The organism is Thiomicrorhabdus immobilis (genome assembly GCF_021654855.1).
GTDB lineage: Bacteria > Pseudomonadota > Gammaproteobacteria > Thiomicrospirales > Thiomicrospiraceae > Thiomicrorhabdus > Thiomicrorhabdus immobilis.
The window spans coordinates 2,067,638-2,090,560 of record NZ_AP024202.1; the positions used below are offsets into that span (position 1 = coordinate 2,067,638).

24 protein-coding genes and 1 tRNA gene are annotated in these 22,923 nt (G+C 43.2%); 7 read left to right on the forward strand and 18 right to left on the reverse strand.

What is annotated here, in order from left to right:
* Positions 1-5 precede the first annotated feature (5 nt).
* From L6421_RS09420 to L6421_RS09450, 7 genes are all read right to left on the reverse strand, one after another.
* Positions 6-932: an IS3 family transposase gene (locus L6421_RS09420; RefSeq protein WP_237264481.1), complete on the reverse strand. Its 927-nt coding sequence runs from the start codon at positions 930-932 to the stop codon at positions 6-8.
* Positions 842-1,354, reverse strand: a complete 513-nt coding sequence (locus L6421_RS09425; RefSeq protein ID WP_237260710.1) for a helix-turn-helix domain-containing protein — start codon at positions 1,352-1,354, stop codon at positions 842-844. Before L6421_RS09425 ends, L6421_RS09420 begins: the two co-directional genes overlap by 91 nt.
* A gap of 41 nt (positions 1,355-1,395) precedes the next feature.
* A complete protein-coding gene (locus L6421_RS09430; RefSeq protein WP_237261546.1) occupies positions 1,396-2,010 on the reverse strand; it encodes an HvfC family RiPP maturation protein in 615 nt (204 codons plus the stop codon).
* Positions 2,000-2,851 (reverse strand): HvfB family MNIO-type RiPP peptide maturase, encoded by an 852-nt coding sequence (locus L6421_RS09435; RefSeq protein ID WP_237261547.1) that lies wholly within the window; start codon positions 2,849-2,851, stop codon positions 2,000-2,002. The genes L6421_RS09430 and L6421_RS09435 overlap by 11 nt, the downstream gene beginning before the upstream one ends.
* A 257-nt stretch (positions 2,852-3,108) precedes the next feature.
* Entirely contained in the window at positions 3,109-3,396 is a 288-nt protein-coding gene (locus L6421_RS09440; RefSeq protein WP_237261548.1) for a twin-arginine translocation signal domain-containing protein, read from the reverse strand.
* A 160-nt stretch (positions 3,397-3,556) separates the two neighbouring features.
* The gene (locus L6421_RS09445) at positions 3,557-4,117 is read right to left on the reverse strand and encodes a DJ-1 family glyoxalase III (protein WP_237261549.1); all 561 of its coding nucleotides are present in this window, start codon (positions 4,115-4,117) and stop codon (positions 3,557-3,559) included.
* 121 nt (positions 4,118-4,238) lie between these two features.
* Positions 4,239-5,597: a S41 family peptidase gene (locus L6421_RS09450; protein ID WP_446033476.1), complete on the reverse strand. Its 1,359-nt coding sequence runs from the start codon at positions 5,595-5,597 to the stop codon at positions 4,239-4,241.
* Between the two features lie 164 nt (positions 5,598-5,761).
* On the opposite strand from L6421_RS09450, the gene L6421_RS09455 reads away from it, so the two are divergent.
* Positions 5,762-6,082, forward strand: a complete 321-nt coding sequence (locus L6421_RS09455) for an ArsR/SmtB family transcription factor (protein ID WP_375540377.1) — start codon at positions 5,762-5,764, stop codon at positions 6,080-6,082.
* 91 nt (positions 6,083-6,173) lie between these two features.
* On the opposite strand, the gene L6421_RS09460 is transcribed toward L6421_RS09455, so the two are convergent.
* Positions 6,174-6,992, reverse strand: coding sequence for a putative metalloprotease CJM1_0395 family protein (locus L6421_RS09460; protein WP_237261550.1), 819 nt, complete (start codon positions 6,990-6,992; stop codon positions 6,174-6,176).
* Between the two features lie 284 nt (positions 6,993-7,276).
* On the opposite strand from L6421_RS09460, the gene L6421_RS09465 reads away from it, so the two are divergent.
* A complete protein-coding gene (locus L6421_RS09465; RefSeq protein WP_237261551.1) occupies positions 7,277-8,137 on the forward strand; it encodes an HDOD domain-containing protein in 861 nt (286 codons plus the stop codon).
* Positions 8,138-8,206: 69 nt separating this feature from the next.
* Here L6421_RS09465 and L6421_RS09470 read toward each other — a convergent pair.
* The 5 genes from L6421_RS09470 to rpsU form a co-directional block, all read right to left on the reverse strand.
* Positions 8,207-8,283 (reverse strand) — tRNA-Ile (locus L6421_RS09470).
* Positions 8,284-8,466: 183 nt separating this feature from the next.
* Positions 8,467-10,251 (reverse strand): RNA polymerase sigma factor RpoD, encoded by a 1,785-nt coding sequence (rpoD, locus tag L6421_RS09475; RefSeq protein ID WP_237261552.1) that lies wholly within the window; start codon positions 10,249-10,251, stop codon positions 8,467-8,469.
* 184 nt (positions 10,252-10,435) lie between these two features.
* On the reverse strand, positions 10,436-12,217 hold the full coding sequence (dnaG, locus tag L6421_RS09480) for a DNA primase (protein ID WP_237261553.1): 1,782 nt from the start codon (positions 12,215-12,217) through the stop codon (positions 10,436-10,438).
* Positions 12,218-12,343: 126 nt separating this feature from the next.
* On the reverse strand, positions 12,344-12,793 hold the full coding sequence (locus L6421_RS09485; RefSeq protein WP_237261554.1) for a GatB/YqeY domain-containing protein: 450 nt from the start codon (positions 12,791-12,793) through the stop codon (positions 12,344-12,346).
* A gap of 16 nt (positions 12,794-12,809) precedes the next feature.
* Complete coding sequence (gene rpsU / locus L6421_RS09490) at positions 12,810-13,025, reverse strand: 30S ribosomal protein S21 (RefSeq protein ID WP_029408214.1); 216 nt, start codon at positions 13,023-13,025, stop codon at positions 12,810-12,812.
* A gap of 178 nt (positions 13,026-13,203) precedes the next feature.
* Here rpsU and tsaD point away from each other — a divergent pair, with 178 nt between their 5' ends.
* Positions 13,204-14,229: a tRNA (adenosine(37)-N6)-threonylcarbamoyltransferase complex transferase subunit TsaD gene (tsaD, locus tag L6421_RS09495; protein ID WP_237261555.1), complete on the forward strand. Its 1,026-nt coding sequence runs from the start codon at positions 13,204-13,206 to the stop codon at positions 14,227-14,229.
* Between the two features lie 113 nt (positions 14,230-14,342).
* On the opposite strand, the gene plsY is transcribed toward tsaD, so the two are convergent.
* Positions 14,343-14,960: a glycerol-3-phosphate 1-O-acyltransferase PlsY gene (gene plsY, locus L6421_RS09500; protein WP_237261556.1), complete on the reverse strand. Its 618-nt coding sequence runs from the start codon at positions 14,958-14,960 to the stop codon at positions 14,343-14,345.
* Between the two features lie 137 nt (positions 14,961-15,097).
* Here plsY and folB point away from each other — a divergent pair, with 137 nt between their 5' ends.
* Positions 15,098-15,484: a dihydroneopterin aldolase gene (gene folB, locus L6421_RS09505; protein WP_237261557.1), complete on the forward strand. Its 387-nt coding sequence runs from the start codon at positions 15,098-15,100 to the stop codon at positions 15,482-15,484.
* A gap of 14 nt (positions 15,485-15,498) precedes the next feature.
* On the opposite strand, the gene L6421_RS09510 is transcribed toward folB, so the two are convergent.
* Together L6421_RS09510 and L6421_RS09515 are read right to left on the reverse strand one after the other, a co-directional pair.
* Positions 15,499-15,963, reverse strand: coding sequence for a FliG C-terminal domain-containing protein (locus tag L6421_RS09510; RefSeq protein ID WP_237261558.1), 465 nt, complete (start codon positions 15,961-15,963; stop codon positions 15,499-15,501).
* 16 nt (positions 15,964-15,979) lie between these two features.
* Positions 15,980-16,444 carry a FliG C-terminal domain-containing protein gene (locus L6421_RS09515; protein ID WP_237261559.1) on the reverse strand — a complete coding sequence of 155 codons (465 nt, stop codon included), beginning with the start codon at positions 16,442-16,444 and terminating at the stop codon, positions 15,980-15,982.
* Positions 16,445-16,734: 290 nt separating this feature from the next.
* Between L6421_RS09515 and L6421_RS09520 the strand changes: the two genes are divergently transcribed.
* The 3 genes from L6421_RS09520 to L6421_RS09530 all read left to right on the forward strand — a co-directional run bounded on the left by L6421_RS09520 (position 16,735) and on the right by L6421_RS09530 (position 20,334).
* Complete coding sequence (locus L6421_RS09520; RefSeq protein WP_237261560.1) at positions 16,735-17,955, forward strand: class I SAM-dependent methyltransferase; 1,221 nt, start codon at positions 16,735-16,737, stop codon at positions 17,953-17,955.
* Between the two features lie 71 nt (positions 17,956-18,026).
* A complete protein-coding gene (locus tag L6421_RS09525) occupies positions 18,027-18,794 on the forward strand; it encodes an undecaprenyl-diphosphate phosphatase (RefSeq protein ID WP_237261561.1) in 768 nt (255 codons plus the stop codon).
* Positions 18,795-18,849: 55 nt separating this feature from the next.
* On the forward strand, positions 18,850-20,334 hold the full coding sequence (locus L6421_RS09530) for an NAD(P)H-hydrate dehydratase (protein WP_237261562.1): 1,485 nt from the start codon (positions 18,850-18,852) through the stop codon (positions 20,332-20,334).
* A gap of 70 nt (positions 20,335-20,404) precedes the next feature.
* Here L6421_RS09530 and L6421_RS09535 read toward each other — a convergent pair whose 3' ends face one another.
* Both L6421_RS09535 and L6421_RS09540 read right to left on the reverse strand, forming a co-directional pair.
* Positions 20,405-21,328 (reverse strand): F0F1 ATP synthase subunit gamma, encoded by a 924-nt coding sequence (locus L6421_RS09535; RefSeq protein ID WP_237261563.1) that lies wholly within the window; start codon positions 21,326-21,328, stop codon positions 20,405-20,407.
* Positions 21,306-22,916 (reverse strand): F0F1 ATP synthase subunit alpha, encoded by a 1,611-nt coding sequence (locus tag L6421_RS09540; protein ID WP_237261564.1) that lies wholly within the window; start codon positions 22,914-22,916, stop codon positions 21,306-21,308. Before L6421_RS09540 ends, L6421_RS09535 begins: the two co-directional genes overlap by 23 nt.
* Positions 22,917-22,923 lie beyond the last annotated feature (7 nt).

A 22,923-nucleotide genomic window follows, 5' to 3' on the forward strand; every position in this document is an offset into this window, starting at 1 on the left:
TTTAGTTAAGCGGCACTTAAGGCCTGATTTCGATATTCTATCGGAGTCAGGCCTTTTAGTTTCACCTTGATTCGTTTTGTATTGTAATACTCAATATAATCTTTAATCTCTTCCATCAGATGCTCAGCACTATTGAATTTCTTGCGATGGTACATCTCTGTTTTTAAAATCCCAAAAAAGTTCTCAGCAACTGCATTATCTAAGCAGTTCCCTTTTCTTGACATACTCTGAGTTAATCCATTTTCTTTCAGTAGCTTCTGTACATCACTATGCTGATACTGCCAGCCTTGATCACTGTGGAATATGGGTTTGACTTTGCCTGTTAACTTATTGATTGCTTCTTTAAGCATGTCGGTCACCAGTGGTAGCCGTGCACTCTTGGCCACTCGATAACTAATCACTTCTTGGTTAAACAGGTCAATCACCGGGGATAAGTAAACTCGCTGTTCTCCGACTTTAAACTCCGTGACATCGGTTACCCATTTTTTATCCGGTGCATCAACACGGAAGTTTCTTTGAAGCACATTCTCGGCAATTCGGCCTACTTGACCTCTATAGGATCGGTAACGCTTTGGCCTGACGAATGACTTCAAGTTCAGTTCTTGCATTAAACGTTGAACGGCCTTCTTGTTTAAAAAGTGACCTAAGCGTCTTAACGCATAGGTCATGCGTCGATACCCATAACGACCTTTATGTTCATTAAAGAGTTGTTGAATCGCTCTTTTAACGTCCGCATAACGATCAGGCAGCGCACTGCGCGCCTGATGGTAATAAAACACACTTCGTGCAAGCCCTGCGGCCTTGAGAAGATGTTTAAGTGGATAGAACTTTCTAAGCTTATCTATGAGCCCTGCTTTTTCTTGCTTTGGCGTTCTTTTTCCTGAAGCAGGGCATCGAGCTTTTTTAAATAGGCATTCTCCGCTCGACGGTATTCGAGTTCTTCTCGTAACTCTTCTAGGCTCATTTGTTCGGTTGGTTTAATGGTTTCTTGCTTTTGGTTTTTTTTCATTTTTCTACCCTGCTTTTTAGGTTGTAAGCCTGAAAGGCCGAACCGTTCGAATTGAGTGAGCCAAGTAGAAATCGTACCCGCAGAACTCATGTTATAGACAATACTGGTATAACTAATAGACCAGTGATTTTCACGCATGTGTTTTAGGATACGATATTTGTCTTCAAAAGAGTATGGTGTGTTACGTTTGATAAACGCATTTTGACCATGGAAACGATAGACTTGTGTCCAGTAACGGATATAGCGATCTGGAATACCGAGTCGCTTGGAAATGGACAGACTGGATTCATGAGAAAGGCACTGCTTAGCAATCGCCAGTTTAAATTCTCGATTGTATTTGGACATGAAAAACCCCCAAAGTTGGTGTCCAACATTTGGGGGTCACTTCATAAGGTGGTTGCCTGCTGGCTTTTTTGCTTGATCTGATTTTCTTTAGATAACTGGTGCACCGGCCATTCATAAGCCAGTAACCAAGCTAAAGGCGAAACTTTATACGGAGAATCTAAATCTATCGGATGTTGTGAATCTTTTTCAAACCCCAACTCTTCCGAGACAGTTAACGCCAATTCTACCCACTCATAATGAGCAAGCTCCAATAAAAATTTCGGGTCTTCTTCCAACGGAGCGAATTCATTCTGTAAAAACGCTAAAAACTCCTCTCCCAACTGGTGAAACAACGGTGTTTGCGCCTGGTGCTTGAACATGTATTCACGAATCAATAGCATCCATCTTGGCTCACCGAGAATGGATTTACAAACAGGAAATATTTGACTGAAGATGTCTTGAATATTATTGAAAAACAGCTCTCCGTAAACTTTCAATCTGCGGTTTTCAATCTGCGGTTCATTTTCAGGTTGATAGGCATAACGTTGCGGATGACGCATATGTGCAGTAAATTGCAATTGCAACTGCTGGAAATAGGGCAAACTTTGATAGGATTTTGATATACCTACCAGGCCTGGTAAAAGGTCTGACGTTAGATTTTCGGTTTTAGTTAACATAAGCTTGATTCCGCGCTTTTTGATAGGCCCGAATCAACTCAAGCTCTTGCAATAACTCGCCTAAAGGCGGAATATTGAAGTCGCGCTCCAATAGAGTCGGTACTACTCCGTGAAATTGATATGTCTGCTCGAGAAGCTGCCAAACTTCGGCTTTGACAGGTTGACCATGGGTATCGATTTTTAAATCGTCCGCTTCATCAAAATGCCCCGCCATGTGGAAATAGAGCATGCGTTCAGTCGGCATTGCTTGCATATAATCTTGGGCGCTGTATTGATGGTTGATTGAATTGACATAAGTGTTGTTAACATCAAAAAGCAGATTACAATCAGCCTCTTCCAATACCGCTGTAACAAATTCTTGTTCACTCATCTGACTGCTCGGCATTGCGTAAAAAGAGACATTTTCAATACCGATTTTCTGTTCAAGAATGTCCTGCACTCGCTGGATTCTTTGTGAAACATAATGCACAGCCTCTTCGGTAAAAGGAATAGGCATCAAGTCATATAAATGTCCGCTGTCACCACAGTAACTAAGGTGTTCGGTATAAGCCCGAATCTGATGTTGTTCAAAGAACGCTTTAAGAGCGTATAGATAGTTTTCATCCAAAGGTCTAATGCCACCCAAATCCAAGGACAATCCATGACAAACAAAAGGGAAACGTTCGGTTAAAGTCCGTAACTGGCGACCTTGACGACCACCGAAATGCAACCAGTTTTCGGGGGCCATCTCCATAAAGTCAACCGCAAAATCAGGCGTGTTTAGAATTTCATCAAAAAATTTTCTTCTTAAACCTAAACCGACACCCTCAACCGGATAATGATTTGTATGCTGTATAGTCATCGTTTCATTCACCTATCAAATTCAACTAATTGTTAGTCAAATCAATATGAAACTTTTCAAAATGAACAGGCCTGCTAACTCCTCTAACTTATATTCTAGTAATTGAAGGTAATAACTTAAGAGCTAGAACTTAAATACTAGCGCGTGATTTTAAAAAGCTCGATTTAAATCAAACCATGCAAGCATACAATAAGATTCTAGTCTTTCTAAACCCAGCTTTATTGTATGCAAGCTGGTCTGGATAACGTATTTACAATTTAACTTGTTAAGCCACCGCATCTAGCTTCAGGCTGCTTACCTCCGCAAGCTCCTTCAGGTTCTTTAGCACCACAAGTACCTTCTGGTTTTTTGACTCCACATCTACCCTCAGAATCATCTAATTTAGGCATAGCGCCACCATACTTACCTTTCAAAGAGACCTGAGAATAACCCGAATCAAGTTGCTTAAAACCAAATGCATTCTCAGCGGCTGAAGCAACACCTGTTACACTAACCATTGCAGCACCTGCAAGCTTTAAAAAATCTCTACGACTGTTCGATTTCATAAGTTATCTCCTCTTATTGTTAAGTTAAAAATTAACCCTTCAATAATATAAGACCGTTATGAATCCTATTTGTTTCAAAATTAAAACAAAGCTAAATAAATAAGCGGATTTTTTTCACATTGCTTGATTGCTTAATGTTCAACCTAAAAAATGACGTGCTTTAGATTTTTAGCAAACCCTGTTCAACATTGATTCTTTTCTCTTTACCCTTTAACTGCTCCAAAAGTGTCAAAGCAAATTCCATTGCTGTTGCAGGCCCTTGAGAAGTCACCACCTGGCCGTCCTTTACCACGGGCAAATTGATATAATGCATATTTTTAGCAGGCAGTTTATCAATTACACCGGGATAACTGGTCGCATTTTTGCCATCTAACAGCCCTGCGCTTACCAAGACTTTTGGAGCCGCGCAAATGGCGGCCGCAACGCCATTATTGGCAACGGTTGTTTGTAAGATATCGATGACTCGTCTATCGGCATTCAAATAATCTGCACCAGGTAATCCGCCAGGCAAAGCCACCATCGCAAAATGTTCATTTTTAATCTCATCTAAGGTAACTTGGGCAACTAACTGCACTCCGCGACTAGCGGTAATGATTTTATTGTCATCTAAGCTCGCGGTAATAACCTCGACACCACCACGCACTAAAATATCAATTATGGTTACGGCCTCTAATTCTTCACAACCTTGTGCTAAAGGCACCAACACTCTTATCGCATCCATTTCCTTTCTCCTTACTTTGAACCACTGCAGATTATTTTATTCACCCAAAACAAAAAAGCCGCCTATTGAATTGTTCAATAGGCGGCTTTTAATTTAACTTAAAAGACTTTTCATCAAGAGTCTATTTAGCCATTTTTTGAGCCAAGGCCATCGCTTTTACCATGCGTAAGGCTTCATTCAATTCATAGTCCTTGTCCAACAATTTATCCAGTTCAGCAGCCTTTTTTGAATCTTTGGATTCAGGATTGGTTTTGCTGTCTGCATCACCATTCTCTAGATGGCCGGCTAAATCGCTCTCTTTAATATTGGTGACATTATCCTTTTCGACCTTTTCAACCTTAACCAAATCGATATCCAAGTCAGGTTTAATGCCTTCAGCCTGGATTGAACGACCTGACGGAGTATAGTAACGGGCAGTGGTTACTTTGATCGCAGCGCCGTTGTTCAACTGCAACAAGGTCTGCACCGAACCTTTACCAAAACTGGTTCTTCCTGCAATAAGAGCACGTTTTTGATCTTGCAAAGCACCTGCAACGATCTCCGACGCTGATGCTGAACCTTCATTGATCAATACCACAATCGGCTTACCATTCATGATATCGCCCTTCTCAGCTTCAAAGCGCATCTTAGAGTTTTTGATACGACCTTCAGTGTAAACAATTAATCCATCATCCAAAAACGCATCCGACACTTGAACTGCCGCATTTAACACACCACCTGGATTATTTCGTAAATCAAGCACTAAACCTTCTAAAGGACCGCCATTCTCTTTTTCCAGTTTAGCAATCGCCTTAACCAAATCTGGTCCGGTTCTCACTTGGAACTGGCTTATCCTTGCATAACCGACATGGTCTTTTAGCAGACGTTGCTTAAGGCTCTTAACCTTGATTACCGCTCTGGTAATTTCAATTTCCAATGGTGCGTCAGCGCCTTTACGAACAATGGTAAGATTTAACTTTGTTCCTGGTTTTCCACGCATGATTTTAACGGCTTCGCTTAAAGTCTTACCTTTAACAGGCTCTTTACCCAACTTGATAATCAAGTCACCCGCTTTCACACCAGCTTGTTGTGCAGGGGTATCGTCAATTGGAGAGATGACCTTGACAAAGCCGTCTTCCATCCCGACTTCCATTCCCAGACCACCAAACTCACCACGCGTATGCTCTTCCATTTCTTTAAAGTCAGAAGGAGGGAGATAGGCCGAGTGAGGATCTAAATTTGAAAGCATCCCGCTAATCGCACCTTCTAAAAGTTTCTTATCATCAATTTCATCTACATAATCATGAGAGACACGTTCAAACACTTCTACAAAAGCGCGTAGCTCCTGAAGAGGCAAGGTAATTTGGTCTGTTTTAGGCTCTACAGCGACTTCTTTATCGGCCCAAACGGTGGTGCCAACTGCAATTAATGCCCCTAATACAGCCCCGGTTCCGATTAACATGACTTTTTTTATTCCAGATGTGCTCACACCACTCTCCATGGATAAATTGATTTTCTTTTTTACAATCATAATGTTAATTGATTTGTAAAATACATTCCCAAAAATAATTTGTTCATTATAAGTGAACTTTAGGTGACAGATTAGATGGATTTCATTAGAATTTAACACTAATTAATATATCGTTATATAGTGAAATCATAAGCATGGCAATCCAAGACAGCTCATTTTTTGAAATGAAAGAAGACAATATCAACAAAGCATCCAAAGCGCTCAAAGCAATGGGGCACCCTCTAAGACTCAAAATTTTGTGCGTGATTGGTGAGCAAGAATTACCCGTTATGGAAATCGTAAAACAAGTTGGAACAACCCAAAGCAATATCTCTCAGCATATTGATATTTTGCGTGAAAAAGACATCATTACCTCTCGTAGAGAAGGCAGTAAGATTTTATGTAAGGTTCGCGACCATAACATCTTAGTGTTGATGAATGCGATGCAACAAACTTTCTGCCCGGTTAAACAATAAAATCCGTCACAAAACAAAGCTTCCAATAAACTCTGTTTTCATTAGATAGGTTTTCATTAAGTAAGTTTTGAATAGAAAGCTATTTTAAATTTTACTCTATGATGGAAGACGGTGATAACTGCATTCTTAAATCAAATTGCTGTCTTTGTGGATTAATTGAGCCAGAAGAATCATCCGGCTCTCTTCGCTCAATTCTGTTGCTTGACTCTTCACCAGAATTCATCTCGCCTGTTGCATCACTTTTATTGCCATCGCTGCCCTTACCCTCTTCAACTTTGGCAGATGCTATTTCAACTCTAGCTTGCACCATCATTTGTGAGGCAGCCTGCGCCACTTTTAAATCTTGTGACGAAGGTTCTGCTGGAGCCAAAGCAGCCCTTTGAATAACCATCGCCTTTTGCAGAGTCGCTTGCGGATCACCAGGTATTGGAGAAGTATCTATGCCGACCTCACCGCCTATTGCATAACGCTTTCCATCGGGGCCTGTCTGGTAGGTAAAACTCATACCACCCGTAGAATAGCCGCCAGACGCGCTGAGATGAGCCATTTCATGGGCTTTTACTTCTGTATCACGCGCTTTAAGCTGAGCAATAACTTGCTGAACATTTTGCTCTTGTTTGGCTTGTTCACGTTCGAGGCGGGAGTCCTCACTAATTTTTTGAAAACTTTGTTGACCATCCGAACTTGAATCTGGCTTAGATAATACACCTGGCTGTGAACCATTTATTGAACGGTTATCATAAGGAATGTTGACAGGTTTAGCAGACTGGGTTTGCAAAGCAACGGAATTATTCACATTAAATTTTGTGGTTGTTGCCGACTCTGAATTCAGCACAGCACTCGTTGAGGTATTTAACCCTGTTGTATATGCATTATGTGAAACAGGTGGAAACCCATGTATTCCATTCATAATAAAGACACCCAACAAACCACTAAAACGAGAACCAACTTCAGTATAACAAAATAACTTTTTTAATCAATAAGTTACCTATTAACAAGGCTTTTCAAAATCACCCCATATTGCAAACAACTTTCGGTCACTAAATATCACGGCTATTTTTTGAGTTACTTAATAATAATTTTCAGTTATTATTAATTCTAGACGCAATAAGTATTTTTAAGCCCTCCCTTCAGGACACCAGGAAATTACAGCTTACAAATACCCTCTCACAATCTTTTAAGGCCCATTAGTCCATGCAAGAAAAACTCGCTTTAGCCGCAAAAATTTTTTCTAAAGTAAATATTCCGACCATCCCTGAAGAAATTATCTGTTTAAAGGAAGAGTTAAATAAAAAATACCCAAACACCGTGACGATTGCTAATTTGATTAGCCATAATCCTGAACTACTGGGTGATTTTTTAACCTTGGTGAACACCAACATCACCAATGAAAAAACTGAAATAAAAGATGCCAAAGCGGCGGTGAATGTTTTGGGACTAGATGAAATATACAACATATTCCTCTCCAGCAGCCTAACTAAAATCATTGCTCAATCCCCAGATGAAAAAGCGATTCTTACTCATGGCGCTCAATCTGGTTTAGCTGCCGCAGAACTCTCTTACTGGGTATTTGATGTCTCTCGTTCTGAAGCTTATATGGCAGGGTTGATGCAGAATATAGGTGCGATCTATTTTGCTAGATCAGAACCCGAAAGCTATATGGAAATATATAAAGCACAATTATCCAACCCAATTTCCGCCTATGACAAGGAACTTGAAACCTACCATACGACCCATGCCTATTTAGGAACCTTTATTGCAAAAAAATGGCATATCAACCCCGATGTTTATAAATCCATCCTGCTACATCACGACACCAATTTTGCGTCAAAATTAGCCAACGACCAAAAAGTCCGCCATATCGTTTCTTTGATCATGCTATCTAACTATGTTGTCAGCACCAACTCTGGAGAGCAATATATTACTCAAGAACTGAAAGAGTACCGGGATTTGGGTAAACATCAATTAAGCCTACCAGATAATGCTCTCAAGGCGGCGAATGCAGCCGTCATCAAATGGGGTAACTCAGTGGGTCTATCGACAGGAAGTCATTAAATGAGTTCAAAGCACAGTGAGTCGTGCAATAAGATTCATTCAATATTTAAACGGTAAAAACAACAAAGATGGTGGGCCCTCACGGACTTGAACCGTGGACCTATCGATTATGAGTCGAGTGCTCTAACCAACTGAGCTAAGGGCCCCAAATATGGAAATCTATTATTACCAGGCCTGGTAACTTCTAGGTGGCGCTTATTATAGCGAGAGCCATTCGCTTTGTGAATTGTTAAAGCCTAAATTTACAAGAATTAACCGCTTTATATTAAAAAGGCCACGTTTTAATTCATAAAACGCGGCCTTTCTATCATCGACTATGGTCAATTCAATCAGTCAAGAAAGCTTTTTAAACGCTCCGCACGACTTGGATGGCGCAGTTTACGCAACGCCTTCGCTTCAATCTGACGAATACGCTCACGGGTAACATCAAACTGCTTACCAACCTCTTCAAGAGTGTGGTCGGTATTCATGCTTAAACCAAAACGCATACGTAGCACTTTCGCTTCACGAGGTGTCAAGGTGTTTAGCATCTCACGAACCGTTTCACTCATGCCTTCTGAATCAGCTGCATCCTGCGGAGACAGGATGTTTGAATCTTCAATAAAATCTCCCAATGATGAATCTTCATCATCACCGATTGGTGTTTCCATAGAGATCGGTTCTTTGGCGATTTTCATTACCTTACGAATCTTATCTTCAGGCATTTCCATCTCTTCAGCCAACTCTTCAGGAGTAGGTTCACGTCCCATTTTTTGTAGCAACTGGCGTTGAATACGGTTCAATTTATTGATGGTTTCAATCATATGAACTGGGATACGGATGGTACGAGCCTGGTCGGCGATAGAACGTGTAATCGCCTGACGAATCCACCAGGTCGCATAAGTTGAGAACTTATAACCACGACGGTATTCGAACTTATCCACCGCTTTCATCAAACCGATGTTACCTTCCTGAATCAGGTCAAGGAACTGCAATCCGCGGTTGGTGTATTTTTTAGCAATAGAAATTACCAAACGTAGGTTGGCTTCAATCATTTCACGCTTAGCAAGACGGGCATTATTTTCCGCCTTACTCAAGCCTTTATAAACGCTCTTATAAAGAGAAATTGGCATTTTTTCTGATTTCTGAATCATCGCCAAACGCTTTTGAGCGCGCGATACTTCAGGTCGAGCCAGTTCAAGCGCTTCAGCTTGTGCAGGTGCCGCAGCGATTAGACGATCGATTAAATCCGGAGCCGTTTCTGAACCGATAAACGTTTCCAAAAAGATAGGACGAGGAACTTTAACCGTACGTAAAACCAAATCGACAATCACTTTCTCTTGTTCACGAATCGCTTTGATTTTTTCTTTGATATTGCGGATTACGCGGTTAGAGAACAAAGGAGTAATCTTGACCCCTCTTAAATGCTCAACTACGGCTTGACGTTTTTTAACCGCTTTATCATCTTCAGAACCGTATTTAGCTTCGGCTTCTAAGGCTGCGGTGCTCAGCTTTTCAAGTGTCGCCAAAAAGGCATCAAGCTCTTCTTGGTTAATACCGTCTTCTTTCGGTTCATTGTTATCACTATCTGGTGATAATTCTTCAACAGGTACGTCAATTAGATCTTCTGGACGGATAAACCCTTGAACCACATCCGCGACTTTACCTTCACCGTCATCCATCTTAGAAAACGTATCAAGAATAGAAACTGAGAAGTTTGGATACTGAGCCAAAGCATCAAGCATATCGCGGATTCCCCACTCGATACGCTTGGCGATTTCAATCTCACCATGACGGGTAAGCAGTTCAACAGAGCCCATTTCACGCATATACATACGAACCGGGTCAGTAGTACGACCAAACTCACCATCAACTTCAGATAAAGCACTTAATGCCGCTTCAGCTGCCGCGTCATCAAAAGCTCCGCCTTCCTGAGTAAGAAGTTCATCCTCATCAGGTGCTGAGTCAAATAATCGAATCCCAAAATCTTTAAGAATGGTAAGAACTTGACCTAACTGGTCTTCTTCAATATCGTCCGGCAAAACATCGTTTACATCAGCAAACGTAAGGTAACCTAACTCTTTCGCTCGCTCAATCAAATCTATTAGCTGTTGCTTTCTTTCGACTTTTGTCATGTTTTGCCTCAAATAATGTTTCTATAATTCATTTTTTTCTAAAAATCTGTCTAATGCAATTGAACCGATTCAATATGAATGCCGACAGAAAAAACGGAACACGCGATTATACTAAATTTCCGTTTGGTTTTGGTAGTATTATTCTTTTTAAATTAGTCAGTTAGGCTTTTACCACCAAGCTTCTTTACTTGCTTTGCACCAGAGCCTGCAACTTAAGCATTTCATCTGCACTCCAACCCGATTTACCCAAATTACGCTCATCCAATGCGGTGGCTAAAGCAATCACACACACATCAAATTCAGCTTGGATAAAAGCCTCATCATCAGGTATTTCCGACTGCATGACTAAATCCATTTCGGCCTGATAACCTGCATCCAAAACAACTTGAGTGGCGATTTGTGGATTAAAATCATTAGCCTGCAAGGTTTTGATAAAACCACCTAAAGTTACATAGTCACGCTGTTTCGATTTTACAAGGTCTTGTATGAATTCTTTTGCAAAAACCACACTCCACTGAGGACGCTTAAGCAGTAATCGCACCATCTTAAGTGGCATGGTAACCACTTTACTCACCACAACCTGAGCACTCTGCCCCTTACCGTGCCTGTCACCATCTTTCTTGAACTGCGCAAAACCCGATTTTACATTCATCTGTTTCTCCACACGCCAAGTAGGTAAATCCACCAGATTTGCCACCCCCTCAGCCAATAGAAATTGGTACAGGCCATGTGCCGACTGCACATAAGGCTCAGCCAAGGACACAAACTGTTGACGCCCTTCGATGCTATTCACAGGAAAAGATAACCTTCCTTGCAAACCTTGCATCAAAAATTCAGATAACGACAGCGATTTGGCGACACGATTTTTAAAGCCATCCATGCCATCCTTGCGTACCATTGAATCAGGATCTTCACCTTGCGGTAAAAACAAGAACTTAACCGAACGCTCTTTCTCCATCATCGGCAAAGCCAGTTCCAATGCTTTCCACGCTGCTTTCAAACCGGCTGAATCACCGTCAAAACAGAACACCACCTCATTCACTTGCCTAAACAGTAAATCAAGATGCTCTATGGTTGTAGCGGTACCCAAGGTGGCCACCGCATTACGAATACCGTATTGCGCCAAAGCCACCACGTCCATATAACCTTCCACCACCAGGATATTATCGAACTTCTGGCGTGACTGGCGCATTTCAAACAGGCCATACAAGGTGTAACTTTTATGGAATATCGGGGTTTCCGGTGAATTCAGATATTTTGGCTGTTCATCACCTAAAACACGCCCCCCGAAAGCGATTACCCGGCCTCGGCCATCACGAATCGGAAACATGATTCGATGACGGAAACGGTCATACTGCTTACCGTCCTCTTTTTCAACCAGTAAACCCACCTCAACCAACTGTTGTTGTAGTTTTTTATCGGCAGACAAACCTTTTACTAAACTATCCCAACCGGGTGGGGCAAAACCAATCACGAATTCTTTGGCAATATCGGCACTCAACCCACGTTCTTTAAGATAGGTCTTAGCTTCTTGAGATTGAGGGTGGTCACGTAATTGATGACGATAGAATTTGGCCGCAAGATGCATGACATCGTACAAATCGCGTTGTTTTTCTTGTTTGATTTGCTGGGCTTTTTGCTGTGCAGGAGTGCGTTGTTCACGCGGCACGACCATACCATATTGAGCGGCCAGCGCTTCAACCGCTTCTACGAATGACAGACCATCATATTCCATAAGGAATTTAAGGGCGTCACCACTCGCTCCACAGCCAAAGCAGTGATAGAACTGCTTGGTTGGACTGACGTTAAAAGAGGGGCTTTTCTCGTCATGAAATGGACAGCAAGCCTTATAGGAAGTACCGGCTTTTTTGAGCGGAACACGTTGATTTATGACTTGCACAACATCGGCTCGAGCCAATAATGTCTCGATAAATGAACGTGGAATACTTCCACCCTGTTCAGCCATACTCACACCTTATCCACAGAAAAATACACAGGTCTTGAAAGCAAAAAAACCCGTTAGCACAAGACTAACGGGTTCTTTAAGGAAGAGTCAGTTTCAATGAAACTAAACCAGACTAAATTGAATAGCTTAGCCTAACTTTGCTTTAATCAACTTGCTGACTTCACCCATATCTGCACGACCTTGCATCTCAGGTTTTAACAAGCCCATAACTTTACCCATGTCTTGCATGGTGCTGGCGCCTGTTTTTGTCATTGCATCGTCAATTAATGCATTAATTTCATCTTCAGTTAAGGCTTGTGGCATGAAATCCTGAATGACGCTCATCTCGTAGGCTTCTTGCTCAGCTAAGTCTGGACGATCTGCATCCGTAAACTGCTGATGAGAATCACGACGCTGTTTCATAGCTTTATCTAAAATCGCTAGAACACCTGCATCATCTACTGTGATTTGATTATCAATCTCAACCTGTTTAATGGCGGCTAAAAGAGAACGCACTACTTGTAGACGCTCCTTATCTTTAGCTTTCATACAGGCTTTCATTTCAGCCGTTAGTTGTTCTTTCATTGTTGCTGACACTAACTTTTACCTAACCTTAGTACATACGAGTTGTACGACGGTTTTCACGAGATAAACGTTTTGCTAAACGCTTAACTGCTGCAGCCTTCATACGCTTCTTAGCCCAAGTAGGCTTCTCGTAATACTCACGCTTACGAGTTTCAGTTAACACACCTGCTTTTTCGCAAGCACGTTTAAAACGACGTAAAGCTACGTCAAATGGTTCAGTATCTCTGATTTTTACGCTTGGCATAATTTCAACCTATTACAAAATTTAGAATTCATTGCATCTTTCTCACGCAAGAAATGAGAAATAGCAGAAAGGGTGGATTATAAATTTCCTACTACCTATTTGCAAACCTTTTTCAGATAATTTTTAAGATTATTTGTTAAAATTCAGCCACTTTGAATTTAAATAGAAGAATTTAGAAATGCTGGTATTAGGAATAGAGAGCTCTTGTGATGAAACAGGCGTGGCGATTTACGACACCGATAAAGGCTTGATTGCCCACACTCTATATACTCAAGTAGAGTTGCATGCTCAATATGGAGGGGTCGTTCCCGAGCTCGCCTCCCGTGACCATATCCGTAAACTCACACCGCTGATTTTACAGACTCTTGAAGAGGCCAATATCGAGCGTACTGAATTGGATGGCATTGCTTACACCGCCGGCCCTGGGTTGATTGGCGCCTTACTCGCAGGCAGTTCGGTGGCACGCAGCCTAGCCTATGCATTGAAAATACCGGCGGTCGGTGTCCACCACATGGAAGGCCATCTACTCGCCCCCATGCTGGAAGACAACCAACCCGACTTTCCATTTATCTGTCTGTTGGTATCAGGCGGTCATAGCATGTTGATTCGGGTTGACGGGATTGGCGAATATAAACTGCTGGGCGACACTTTGGATGATGCCGCTGGTGAGGCTTTTGATAAAACCGCTAAACTTTTGGAACTGGGGTATCCGGGGGGGCCGAACGTGTCTAATTTAGCGTTAAAAGGCAATGCAGAGCGTTATAAATTCCCTCGCCCCATGGTAGACCGACCAGGCCTGGACATGAGCTTTAGTGGGTTGAAAACCTACACGTTAAACACTTGGCAAGCGGCCATCAAAGAAGATGATGCCAGCGAACAAACCAAAGCGGATATTTGCCGTGCTTTTGAATTGGCGGTAGCCGACACGTTAACCATAAAATGTAAACGTGCGTTAGAACAAGAAAATCTGAATCGTTTAGTGGTGGCCGGAGGCGTCAGCGCCAACCGTGAGATTCGTAGCAAGCTGGATGCCTTGATGAAAAAACGCAAAGGCGAGGTTTTTTATCCAAGACTGGAGTTCTGCACGGATAATGGCGCGATGATTGCCTATGCCGGAGCACAGCGTTTATTGGCAGGACAAAGTAATGATTTAAACTTTGCCGCAACCCCTAGATGGTCTTTGGAAGAATTACCAAAGATTTAGCCGTAGTCTATGGTCGTTAGTCACTAGCAGGACTTTCGACCAAAGACACACTACTGACGACTCTCTTCATTATTCAACATTAAACAATGTTGATATTAAATGCCAACTATCGACTATTGACCATCTTCAGATTTGACTTTGATCAAACTCTCTTCACCGTTCAATAAACGCTGGATATTGCCTCGGTGACGCCAAAACAGAATCAAGGTCATCAGCGCAGTCACCCATACCCAATCCATCTGAGCGGATAAAAACCAAATGTAAATCGGCGCTAAAATTGTGGCTATCAAAGCAGATAAAGAAGAGATCTTCAATACCTTGGCCACAAACAACCAAGTTCCCGCCACGGCCAAACCAATAGGCAAAGACAAACCAAACATCACACCCAACATGGTCGCCACCCCTTTTCCACCTTTAAAGCCAAAGAAAAGTGGATACAAATGACCAATAAATGCCGCAAAACCAACCAACACGACCACCAACGGTGAAAAACCTAAAACTTGCGCAACCGCAACCGGAACCAAGCCCTTTAACATATCGCCAAACAGGGTGATTGCTGCCGCTTTCTTACCTTTCTCACCCCCGATACGTAATACATTGGTCGCACCTGGATTCCCCGAACCGCCTTCACGAGGATCTGGCAAGCCCATTAAGCGACAAACGATAATTGCCGTAGAAACCGAACCCAACAAATAAGCCCCAACAATCATTAATATGGCTTGTAATTCCATCTACTTTCCTTCTACCAGGCCTGGTAAGTTTACAGTTTAAATAATTGCATGATTTTACAAGAAGTAGATAATAAGCGTTAACTTAATCAACCCATATCAGCGATTAAACCCTGACATTCCCCACTAGGAACGACCATATGAGCCACACTCCATCCACCCAACCAATGGACACCGTATTTATTGAAGGCTTAAAAACCCAAGCGATTATTGGAATCTATGACTGGGAAAGAGAAAACCGCCAGCCCCTTATTTTTGATATCGATATGGACTTACCGATTGCACAAGCGGCAAAAAGTGACGATATTAACGATACCGTCGATTACAAACAGGTCTCCGATGAAGTGATTGCTATAGTAGAACAAAGCCGCCATGAGTTACTAGAGACGCTTTGTGAAGAAATTTGCCAACATATCTTAAAAAACCACCTGGCGGTGCAGATGGTTCGTTTAAAGGTAAGCAAACCGCAAGCGGTTGCAGAAACCGATACGGTTGGTTTAAAGATTACCCGTCACCGAGTCCTCTGAAGCTCTCAGGTAAATCACCTCATAGATTCAAGCAATTCTTTTTGTTCTTGAGCTGCACTTTTTATCAAAGGTACGAGTTGTTCCATATGTAAACACGCATTGTGTTCGGTGATTTTATCCATCGCCTCATAGTCCTCTTCAAACTGTCGGCGATTCTGCTTGGATAAATTTTTGACGATTTTTTGATAAAGTCCGTCACCCTCCGCCATACGAACAATCGTCACCAACTGTTCAGGCGTCACTTTAGGGGCAAACTTTTGTACGATGCGATCATCGACACCGGTCATTTTGGAGGCTAAAACCCGGTAGGCCACTAATTTACGCTTAAGGTTTTCATCATCCGCAGAGCTGTTTTGGTTTAAACGTTGATCCACGACTTGCTGCAAGGCACTGATTACATCTACAGGTAAAGTAAATGTAACCGGACCAATTTCCAACAGATATTCACCGGTATGATTTCGACTTGCTGAAATTTCCATAACTCTACCTTTAGCCCTAAATATAACGCGTTTGTTCAGAAGTGAATTCAATCTGCCCAAGCGATTCCAGTTCAAAAATTTTCTCTACGATTCTTCTAATGGCCTGTTTGGCCAACGAATCTACCGGAATCTTTGCGGTAACCAAATCCGCTTCCAACTGTTTGGATAAGATTCCACCGATATTAGACATGATTGTTGTATTTAGCTCATTATCTTCCGCCAACAACATCATGACCAACAGGTCTTTGGAATCCAAAACGCGTAGCAACTTTTGCAGATTGACGGATGAAAGCGACTTCATACGCAAACCCAGCTTCACGTAGCTGTCCAAAGTGGAATGTTGAGCACCCGCTTCCAGCGCTAATAGATGCTCTAGAGTGATATTCAGCAAAGCAACCGAAAACTGGTCCATCTTCACCGCACCGCAACCAATATGCACCAGCCACTCATTTTCTTGTAACTTCTTTATTCCAACTTTCATTCCACTCTCACAAAATCCAGTAACTTTAGCGATTCTCTCTATCGGCTTGATTGCATAAAAACGACATAGTCAACAGCCACACATGCCATCAATCTTAAGCAAAAATTCTTCCAAAACCAACCATAAATACACCCTATAAGCTTAATTTCGGCAAACCGCCAAGCGAAAAAAGCCCTAACAAAGCACCTATTAACGCCTTACTAAGGTCGTTTAAGTCGCCGACTTGGGTAGCCGACTTGGGCGCTTTAATGCATAATATCACATACTTCAACAAACTCATTTAGAACACCATGAAATCAGTGAACAATCGAAATGCAAACGGCAAAAACAGCGCTAAATCCTTACCTGAACCTAACGAAGAAGCCATTGCACATAGTAAAAAGCTCTCAGACAACATCAAGCGTTTTTTAAGCCGCCATAAAAACCTACCATTCTCTAAGTTTATGGAGATGGCGCTCTATACCCCACAACTGGGTTACTATGCCGGAGGTTTACCTAAAATCGGTAAAAGTGGAGATTTCATTACCGCACCTGAAGTATCGAATATTTTTTCACGCTGTTTAGCCCGTCAAGCCGCTCAAGTGTTATCACAATTAGATGAAGCCAACATTGTCGAATTTGGTGCCGGCCAAGGCACGATGGCTAAAGACATATTGCTTGAACTTGAAAACCTACAACAGCCGTTGCACCGCTACTATATTGTAGAAATCAGTGCCGATTTACGGCAGCGTCAAAAGCAAACCTTTGAACAACACCTACCTGCAGAAATCGTTAAAAAGGTTGTTTGGCTAGACAAGTTACCTAGCACACCTATTTCTGCCGTGGTTTTAGCCAATGAAGTATTGGATGCCATGCCTTTTGAACGGCTCCGTATTGAACCTGAACGCGCTTTACAAGGCTATGTGGTGTTCAATGAAAAGACCCAACAATTCGACTGGGACTTTCAAACCATCACCGATGCCAAGCTCCAAAAGTTCGCCAACCAGTTAATTAAGCACATCGGCAAAGTCTCAGATTTAGGTTATGAAACCGAAATAAACCTAAACTTAAAACCATGGCTGAAGAGCTTAAACGACATTCTGGCAGAGGGTGCGGTATTCTTGATTGATTACGGCTACAGCCGTCACGAATATTATCAACCGGCAAGGGTCATGGGTACACTTCGCTGCCATTACCAACATCGCGCGCATAACAATCCATTTTTCTATCCCGGTTTACAGGACATCACCGCGCATGTTGATTTTACCGCGGTGGCTGAAGACGCCTTTGATAGCGGATTTAAAATCGCCGGTTTTACCACTCAGGCGCATTTTTTGATGGGCAGCGGCTTACTGGAAATGTCCGCTGATCTGGATGCCGATATCACCGAGCAGATACAGATTGCCCAACAAATCAAAACCCTCACCTTACCGGATGAGATGGGCGAAACCTTTAAGGCCATTGCTTTGACTAAAAACTTTAACCAACCTTTAATCGGGTTCAATGTTAGAGATTTACGCCATCAGCTTTAACGAAAGACTTAGAATCAAATCAAACAAAAAAATTTTAAAACACTTATTAACCATCACTATCAGGACTGACCATGGATATTTTTCAAGCCGCCATTTTAGGTATTATTGAAGGGCTTACCGAGTTTCTACCGATCTCATCAACCGGACACTTAATTGTTGTGAGTGAGTGGTTAGGACTGAAACAAACCGATCAGAACATGGCGTTTGAAGTGATTATTCAAGTCGCAGCGATTTTGGCCATATTTTCGCATTACAGCTCAAAATTCAGCTTAGAACATATCCGGCTGTGGATTAATGTCTTGATTGCCTTTTTGCCGATTGCGGCGATAGGATTTCTATTTCACAATCAAATCAAAGAATTCTTTACTCTAACTGTCGTGGCGTGGATGTTCATTCTTGGCGGCCTGGTATTTTTGGTCATGGAAAAACTCTACAATGAAGGCACTCACCGCACTCGTGACATTGACGATTTAAGCATCACCCAGGCCTTTTGGATTGGGATTATACAAATGTTCGCCTTGATTCCAGGAACCAGCCGAGCAGGCGCATCGATTGTCGGTGGTGTGATGATGGGGCTAGATAGAAAAACCTCGGCTGAATTCTCTTTCCTATTGGCCCTACCGGTTCTCGCGGCCGCCTCGGGTTTGGATTTACTAAAAAACTATTCCGAATTTGCCAATAGCTCTTGGCTTCCGCTCATTGTTGGCTTTATTATGGCTTACATTGTTGCTTACTTAACCATGAGCCTATTCCTGCGATTTTTAGATAGATTCACTTTTAACGCCTTTGGTATTTATCGCATTATTTTTGGAATTGTTTTACTGGTTTGGTTTGTTTAACACTCACGTCGATCTTTAATCAGCCCCCATATCGTTTAAAGAAAAAGGTAACCATATGAAACTCTACAGTGCCCAAAGTTCTCAAGCGATAGACCGAAACGCCATACAGAACCTTGGCATACCTGGCATCTTACTGATGAAACGAGCCGGTTTCTTTGCGTTTGACGTTTTACAAGACACTTGGCCAGAGAGCAAACTCATTCACGTTATCTGTGGAACCGGCAACAATGGTGGTGATGGTTTCATCATCGCTCAATATGCCTACCTGGCAGGTTTTAAAGTGCAAGTCAGCCTGATTGGTAATGAACAAAAAATCCACGGCGATGCTGCCATCGCCCTGCAAGAGCTCAAACAGCTTGGCATCACTCCAAGCCGCTTCTCAAAAACCGATATCCAGCAGAGTGACCTCATTGTCGATGCGATTTTTGGTACCGGTTTGAATCAACCTGTTAGTGGTGAGATCGCCCAAATCATTGAACAGATCAATCAAGCCGAAAAACCCGTTTTGGCGGTGGATATACCCAGTGGACTCGATGCCAACACCGGACAGATCTTAGGTATTGCCGTGCATGCTCAAGTCACCTGCAGTTTTATCACTCAAAAATTCGGCTTTTATACTTTCCAAGGGCCAGAAGTGTGCGGAAAAATTCATTTCAGTTCGCTATTTATTCCCAAAGAACTCTACAAATCAGAAACGCCACTGGCCAAAAACCACCCACTTAAACATTGGTTAAACAAACTCCCCCTCCGACTCGCCACTCATCATAAAGGGGTTTCTGGCACCGTCTGCCTAGTAGGTGGCAATAAGACCATGATGGGAGCGATACAACTAGCAGGCCTGGCAAGTTTAAAAACCGGAGCAGGCCTGGTTAAAATCATCACCCATACAGAGCATGGCATCGCCATCACCCAAGCGATTCCGGAAGTCATGTGTTACCCAACTGAAGAACTGTTGAATCAAGCAGGCCTGGCCAATGTGATTGGCATCGGCCCAGGTTTGGGGCTTGATAGCTGGGGAAAAGAACTGTTTTCACAAGCGATGGATTTGCCGCTTGATAAGGTGATTGATGCCGACGCCTTAAAACACCTTGCCGCCTTAACAAAAGAACAAGAGATGCCGCAGAACAACTGGGTACTCACTCCACATCCTGGTGAAGCCGCCCAGCTACTTGAAACCGATACCGCCAGCATTCAAAAAGACCGCATTGGCGCCATCAAAAAACTGCAGCAAAAATATGGTGGTGTGATTGTACTTAAAGGCAATGGCACCCTTATTTATGATGGAAACAATATGGAAATCTGTTTGGCGGGTAATCCGGGCATGGCGGTTGGTGGCATGGGGGATATATTGACCGGAACCATTGCCACCTTTATTGCGCAAGGCTTATCGCTGTGGAACGCGGCCTGTTTGGGGGTTTCGTTGCATGCACATGCGGGCGACGTATTAGCCAATCAAAGCGGACAACCCGGGATTTTGCCATCGGAAGTGGCACATGTAATGAGCCAGTTGTTGAGCTATAGCGATAGCCCAACATCTTAAGCCGACACCCTAACCGCATAGTTATTTTAACCATAACCATTAGCATCCAAACCTTGCCACTTCAAGTCCATTAAGCACTTGACTGGTTTAACAGGATGATTTCTATCTCTTCAATAATCTCTTCTTGACGTAAGGCATTGCTTTTAATCAGCAGCTCTTCGTTTTTTTTATCGAGATGACGAGTGGCGTTTTCTAAATGCTGGATGCGTGATTGGTTCTCGGCCATCAACGAACTGGTCAGGATACGTTGTATACTCTGCGCGACAAATTGCTCGGTGAGTTCAAGGTAAAAATCGACGGGATTTAGGTTGAGTATCGGCTGTTGTGTGGCTCGACCTTTTGAACTTGTGATTGCACTGGAATCTGGCTGCTCCACCAATCCCTTAAAGGGGGGCAAAAGTGGCTCGGTGATTATGCGTTGTTTGAGAGGCTCATGATAGATGGCGACCAATTCAACTGGTTGCGATCGCTCGTTTGCAGCTTCTAAGATGTTCGCAATCGACTCAACAACGTGCGCAATCTCTTCGGTCACATCGGCACCTTGCAAGTAGCGGACGGTTGAACTGAATCGGTCGGGTTCGGAAGATACAACACCACTTAAAAAAGTCTGTAACTTACCACCGATGGCGATGACTTGTGGCTCACTGCTTGACTCACTTTCCAACTTAAGCGACTTCTCAGCGTACTGGTCAAATTGGGCTTGGAACGTCTGCCAGATCTGGCCGTTAAAATCACCACAAAAGCCGCGTTCTGAACCGATTAACAACACGACATTTAGAGCTGATTGAAGAGGTGTGACCGGCAACCCTTGTGGATAGGCATCCAAAAAGTCTTTGGCCATCTGATTGATATTTTCGGCAATCGCTTGTTGAGCCCTGATACGCCGTTCCAACTTATGGGTTTCCATATTCGCCAAGGTTTTCATGGAGTGCATAATGCTGCGGATATCTTGTAGCTTACTGCGATGCAACTCAAGATCGTGTCGAAACGCCATAATCGGCTTCCTCAGACGATAGGCTGGTGTTTGCCGTGCGGTCAGACCAATCCTTCAACCAGCCTGTTAAAGCGGTCAACCAATCGGCTCTTGGACTGTCTAAGGTTAAGGCACTCTTGACCACTTGCTCTTCGAATTCATCTAAGATTGCCTCTAACGATTCTACCGGCTTGTTCAGTAATAAGTCGTCGTTAAAGGCGATAAGCCAAGCGAGATGAAATTCTATCGACTTGGGCGAAAGGTGTTTCTGTTTTAGCAGTTCACGCAACATACGACCACGATGAATGGTCTTTTCCATACTGCCCTCTAGGCGTGCGCCAAAACGGGTGAACACTTCCAACTCAAGGTATTGCAGGTAACCGAGTTTCATGCGCCCCGCCTCTTCTTTGATGCGCCCGTGCTGCGCTCGTCCACCAATTCGCGAGACAGATCGCCCGATGTCAATCGCCGGACGAAACCCCGATACGAACAGATCGCGGGTTAAATAGATTTGTCCATCGGTAATGGAAATCAAATTGGTTGGGATATAGGCGGCGATTTCACCTTGTTGGGTTTCAATAATTGGCAGAGCGGTCATACTGCCACCGCCATGAGCGGAGTTGAGCACCGTGGCTCTCTCTAACAACCGAGCATGCAGATAGAAGATGTCACCCGGATAGGCTTCACGGCCAGGCGGACGGCGCAACAATAACGACAATTCACGGTAAATTTTGGCGTGAGTTGAGAGGTCGTCATACACCACCAATACGTCTTTACCTTGCTCCATCCAATGCTCGGCAATGGTGCAACCGGCAAATGGCGCAAGGTACTGCAAACCAGGTAAAGCGCTTGCCTCGGCAGTCACAATCGTGGTGTAACTCAAAGCGTTATGTTTAGTGAGCAATTCAATGGTATTGAGTGCGGTGGAGCGTTTTTGCCCAATCAACACATACACGCAATAAACGTCTTTACCCTGTTGATTCAAAATGGTGTCCATGGCCAATGTGCTACGCCCCAAACCTTCATCACCGACAATTAACTGGCGCTGACCTTTACCAATCGGCACCATAGTGTCGATGATTTTACTGCCGGTATAAAGTGGTTTATGTACCGCATCACGGGCGATAATCGGTGGAGACCTGTTTTCTAACGGGCGTTTGATGGAGGTGCTGGGTGTTGGCTTGCCATCCAGGGGCAAGCCAAGAGGATTCACGACCCGTCCGAGCAGAGTATCTCCCACCGGAACATCCAGCATTTTTTTAGTACGGTAGGCGCTATTACCGGCAGTAAGCGTGGGTTGCTCCAACAGTAAAATCACCCCGATTAGATTATCAGTGAGTTCAAACACAAAACCATAACTTCCGTCTTCAAACAGAATGGTCTCGTCCATCATAGTGGTCGCCAAACCCCTTACCCAACAAATACCGTCACCCACCGAAACCACACTGCCGAGTTCTGAGAACAGTATATCCAATTGATAGTGAGTCAACCAATCGTCAATATGATTCAGCAAGTTGTGTGAACCACCAGCTGCCTGCTGATTTTGCACTGTTTTTGCGGTTTGTCCGGGTCGCTTGGTTTGCGGAACTTGAGTTTGATTTAACGTCATCGCACGC

Coding starts and splice junctions, on each gene's coding strand:
- L6421_RS09425 (WP_237260710.1), bottom strand. CDS start 1,354: ATGTCCAAATACAATCGAGAATTTAAACTGGCGATTGCTAAGCAGTGC.
- L6421_RS09430 (WP_237261546.1), bottom strand. CDS start 2,010: ATGTTAACTAAAACCGAAAATCTAACGTCAGACCTTTTACCAGGCCTG.
- L6421_RS09435 (WP_237261547.1), bottom strand. CDS start 2,851: ATGACTATACAGCATACAAATCATTATCCGGTTGAGGGTGTCGGTTTA.
- L6421_RS09440 (WP_237261548.1), bottom strand. CDS start 3,396: ATGAAATCGAACAGTCGTAGAGATTTTTTAAAGCTTGCAGGTGCTGCA.
- L6421_RS09445 (WP_237261549.1), bottom strand. CDS start 4,117: ATGGATGCGATAAGAGTGTTGGTGCCTTTAGCACAAGGTTGTGAAGAA.
- L6421_RS09450 (WP_446033476.1), bottom strand. CDS start 5,597: ATGGAGAGTGGTGTGAGCACATCTGGAATAAAAAAAGTCATGTTAATC.
- L6421_RS09455 (WP_375540377.1), top strand. CDS start 5,762: ATGGCAATCCAAGACAGCTCATTTTTTGAAATGAAAGAAGACAATATC.
- L6421_RS09460 (WP_237261550.1), bottom strand. CDS start 6,992: ATGAATGGAATACATGGGTTTCCACCTGTTTCACATAATGCATATACA.
- L6421_RS09465 (WP_237261551.1), top strand. CDS start 7,277: ATGCAAGAAAAACTCGCTTTAGCCGCAAAAATTTTTTCTAAAGTAAAT.
- rpoD (WP_237261552.1), bottom strand. CDS start 10,251: ATGACAAAAGTCGAAAGAAAGCAACAGCTAATAGATTTGATTGAGCGA.
- dnaG (WP_237261553.1), bottom strand. CDS start 12,217: ATGGCTGAACAGGGTGGAAGTATTCCACGTTCATTTATCGAGACATTA.
- rpsU (WP_029408214.1), bottom strand. CDS start 13,025: ATGCCAAGCGTAAAAATCAGAGATACTGAACCATTTGACGTAGCTTTA.
- tsaD (WP_237261555.1), top strand. CDS start 13,204: ATGCTGGTATTAGGAATAGAGAGCTCTTGTGATGAAACAGGCGTGGCG.
- plsY (WP_237261556.1), bottom strand. CDS start 14,960: ATGGAATTACAAGCCATATTAATGATTGTTGGGGCTTATTTGTTGGGT.
- folB (WP_237261557.1), top strand. CDS start 15,098: ATGAGCCACACTCCATCCACCCAACCAATGGACACCGTATTTATTGAA.
- L6421_RS09510 (WP_237261558.1), bottom strand. CDS start 15,963: ATGGAAATTTCAGCAAGTCGAAATCATACCGGTGAATATCTGTTGGAA.
- L6421_RS09515 (WP_237261559.1), bottom strand. CDS start 16,444: ATGAAAGTTGGAATAAAGAAGTTACAAGAAAATGAGTGGCTGGTGCAT.
- L6421_RS09520 (WP_237261560.1), top strand. CDS start 16,735: ATGAAATCAGTGAACAATCGAAATGCAAACGGCAAAAACAGCGCTAAA.
- L6421_RS09525 (WP_237261561.1), top strand. CDS start 18,027: ATGGATATTTTTCAAGCCGCCATTTTAGGTATTATTGAAGGGCTTACC.
- L6421_RS09530 (WP_237261562.1), top strand. CDS start 18,850: ATGAAACTCTACAGTGCCCAAAGTTCTCAAGCGATAGACCGAAACGCC.
- L6421_RS09535 (WP_237261563.1), bottom strand. CDS start 21,328: ATGGCGTTTCGACACGATCTTGAGTTGCATCGCAGTAAGCTACAAGAT.
- L6421_RS09540 (WP_237261564.1), bottom strand. CDS start 22,916: ATGACGTTAAATCAAACTCAAGTTCCGCAAACCAAGCGACCCGGACAA.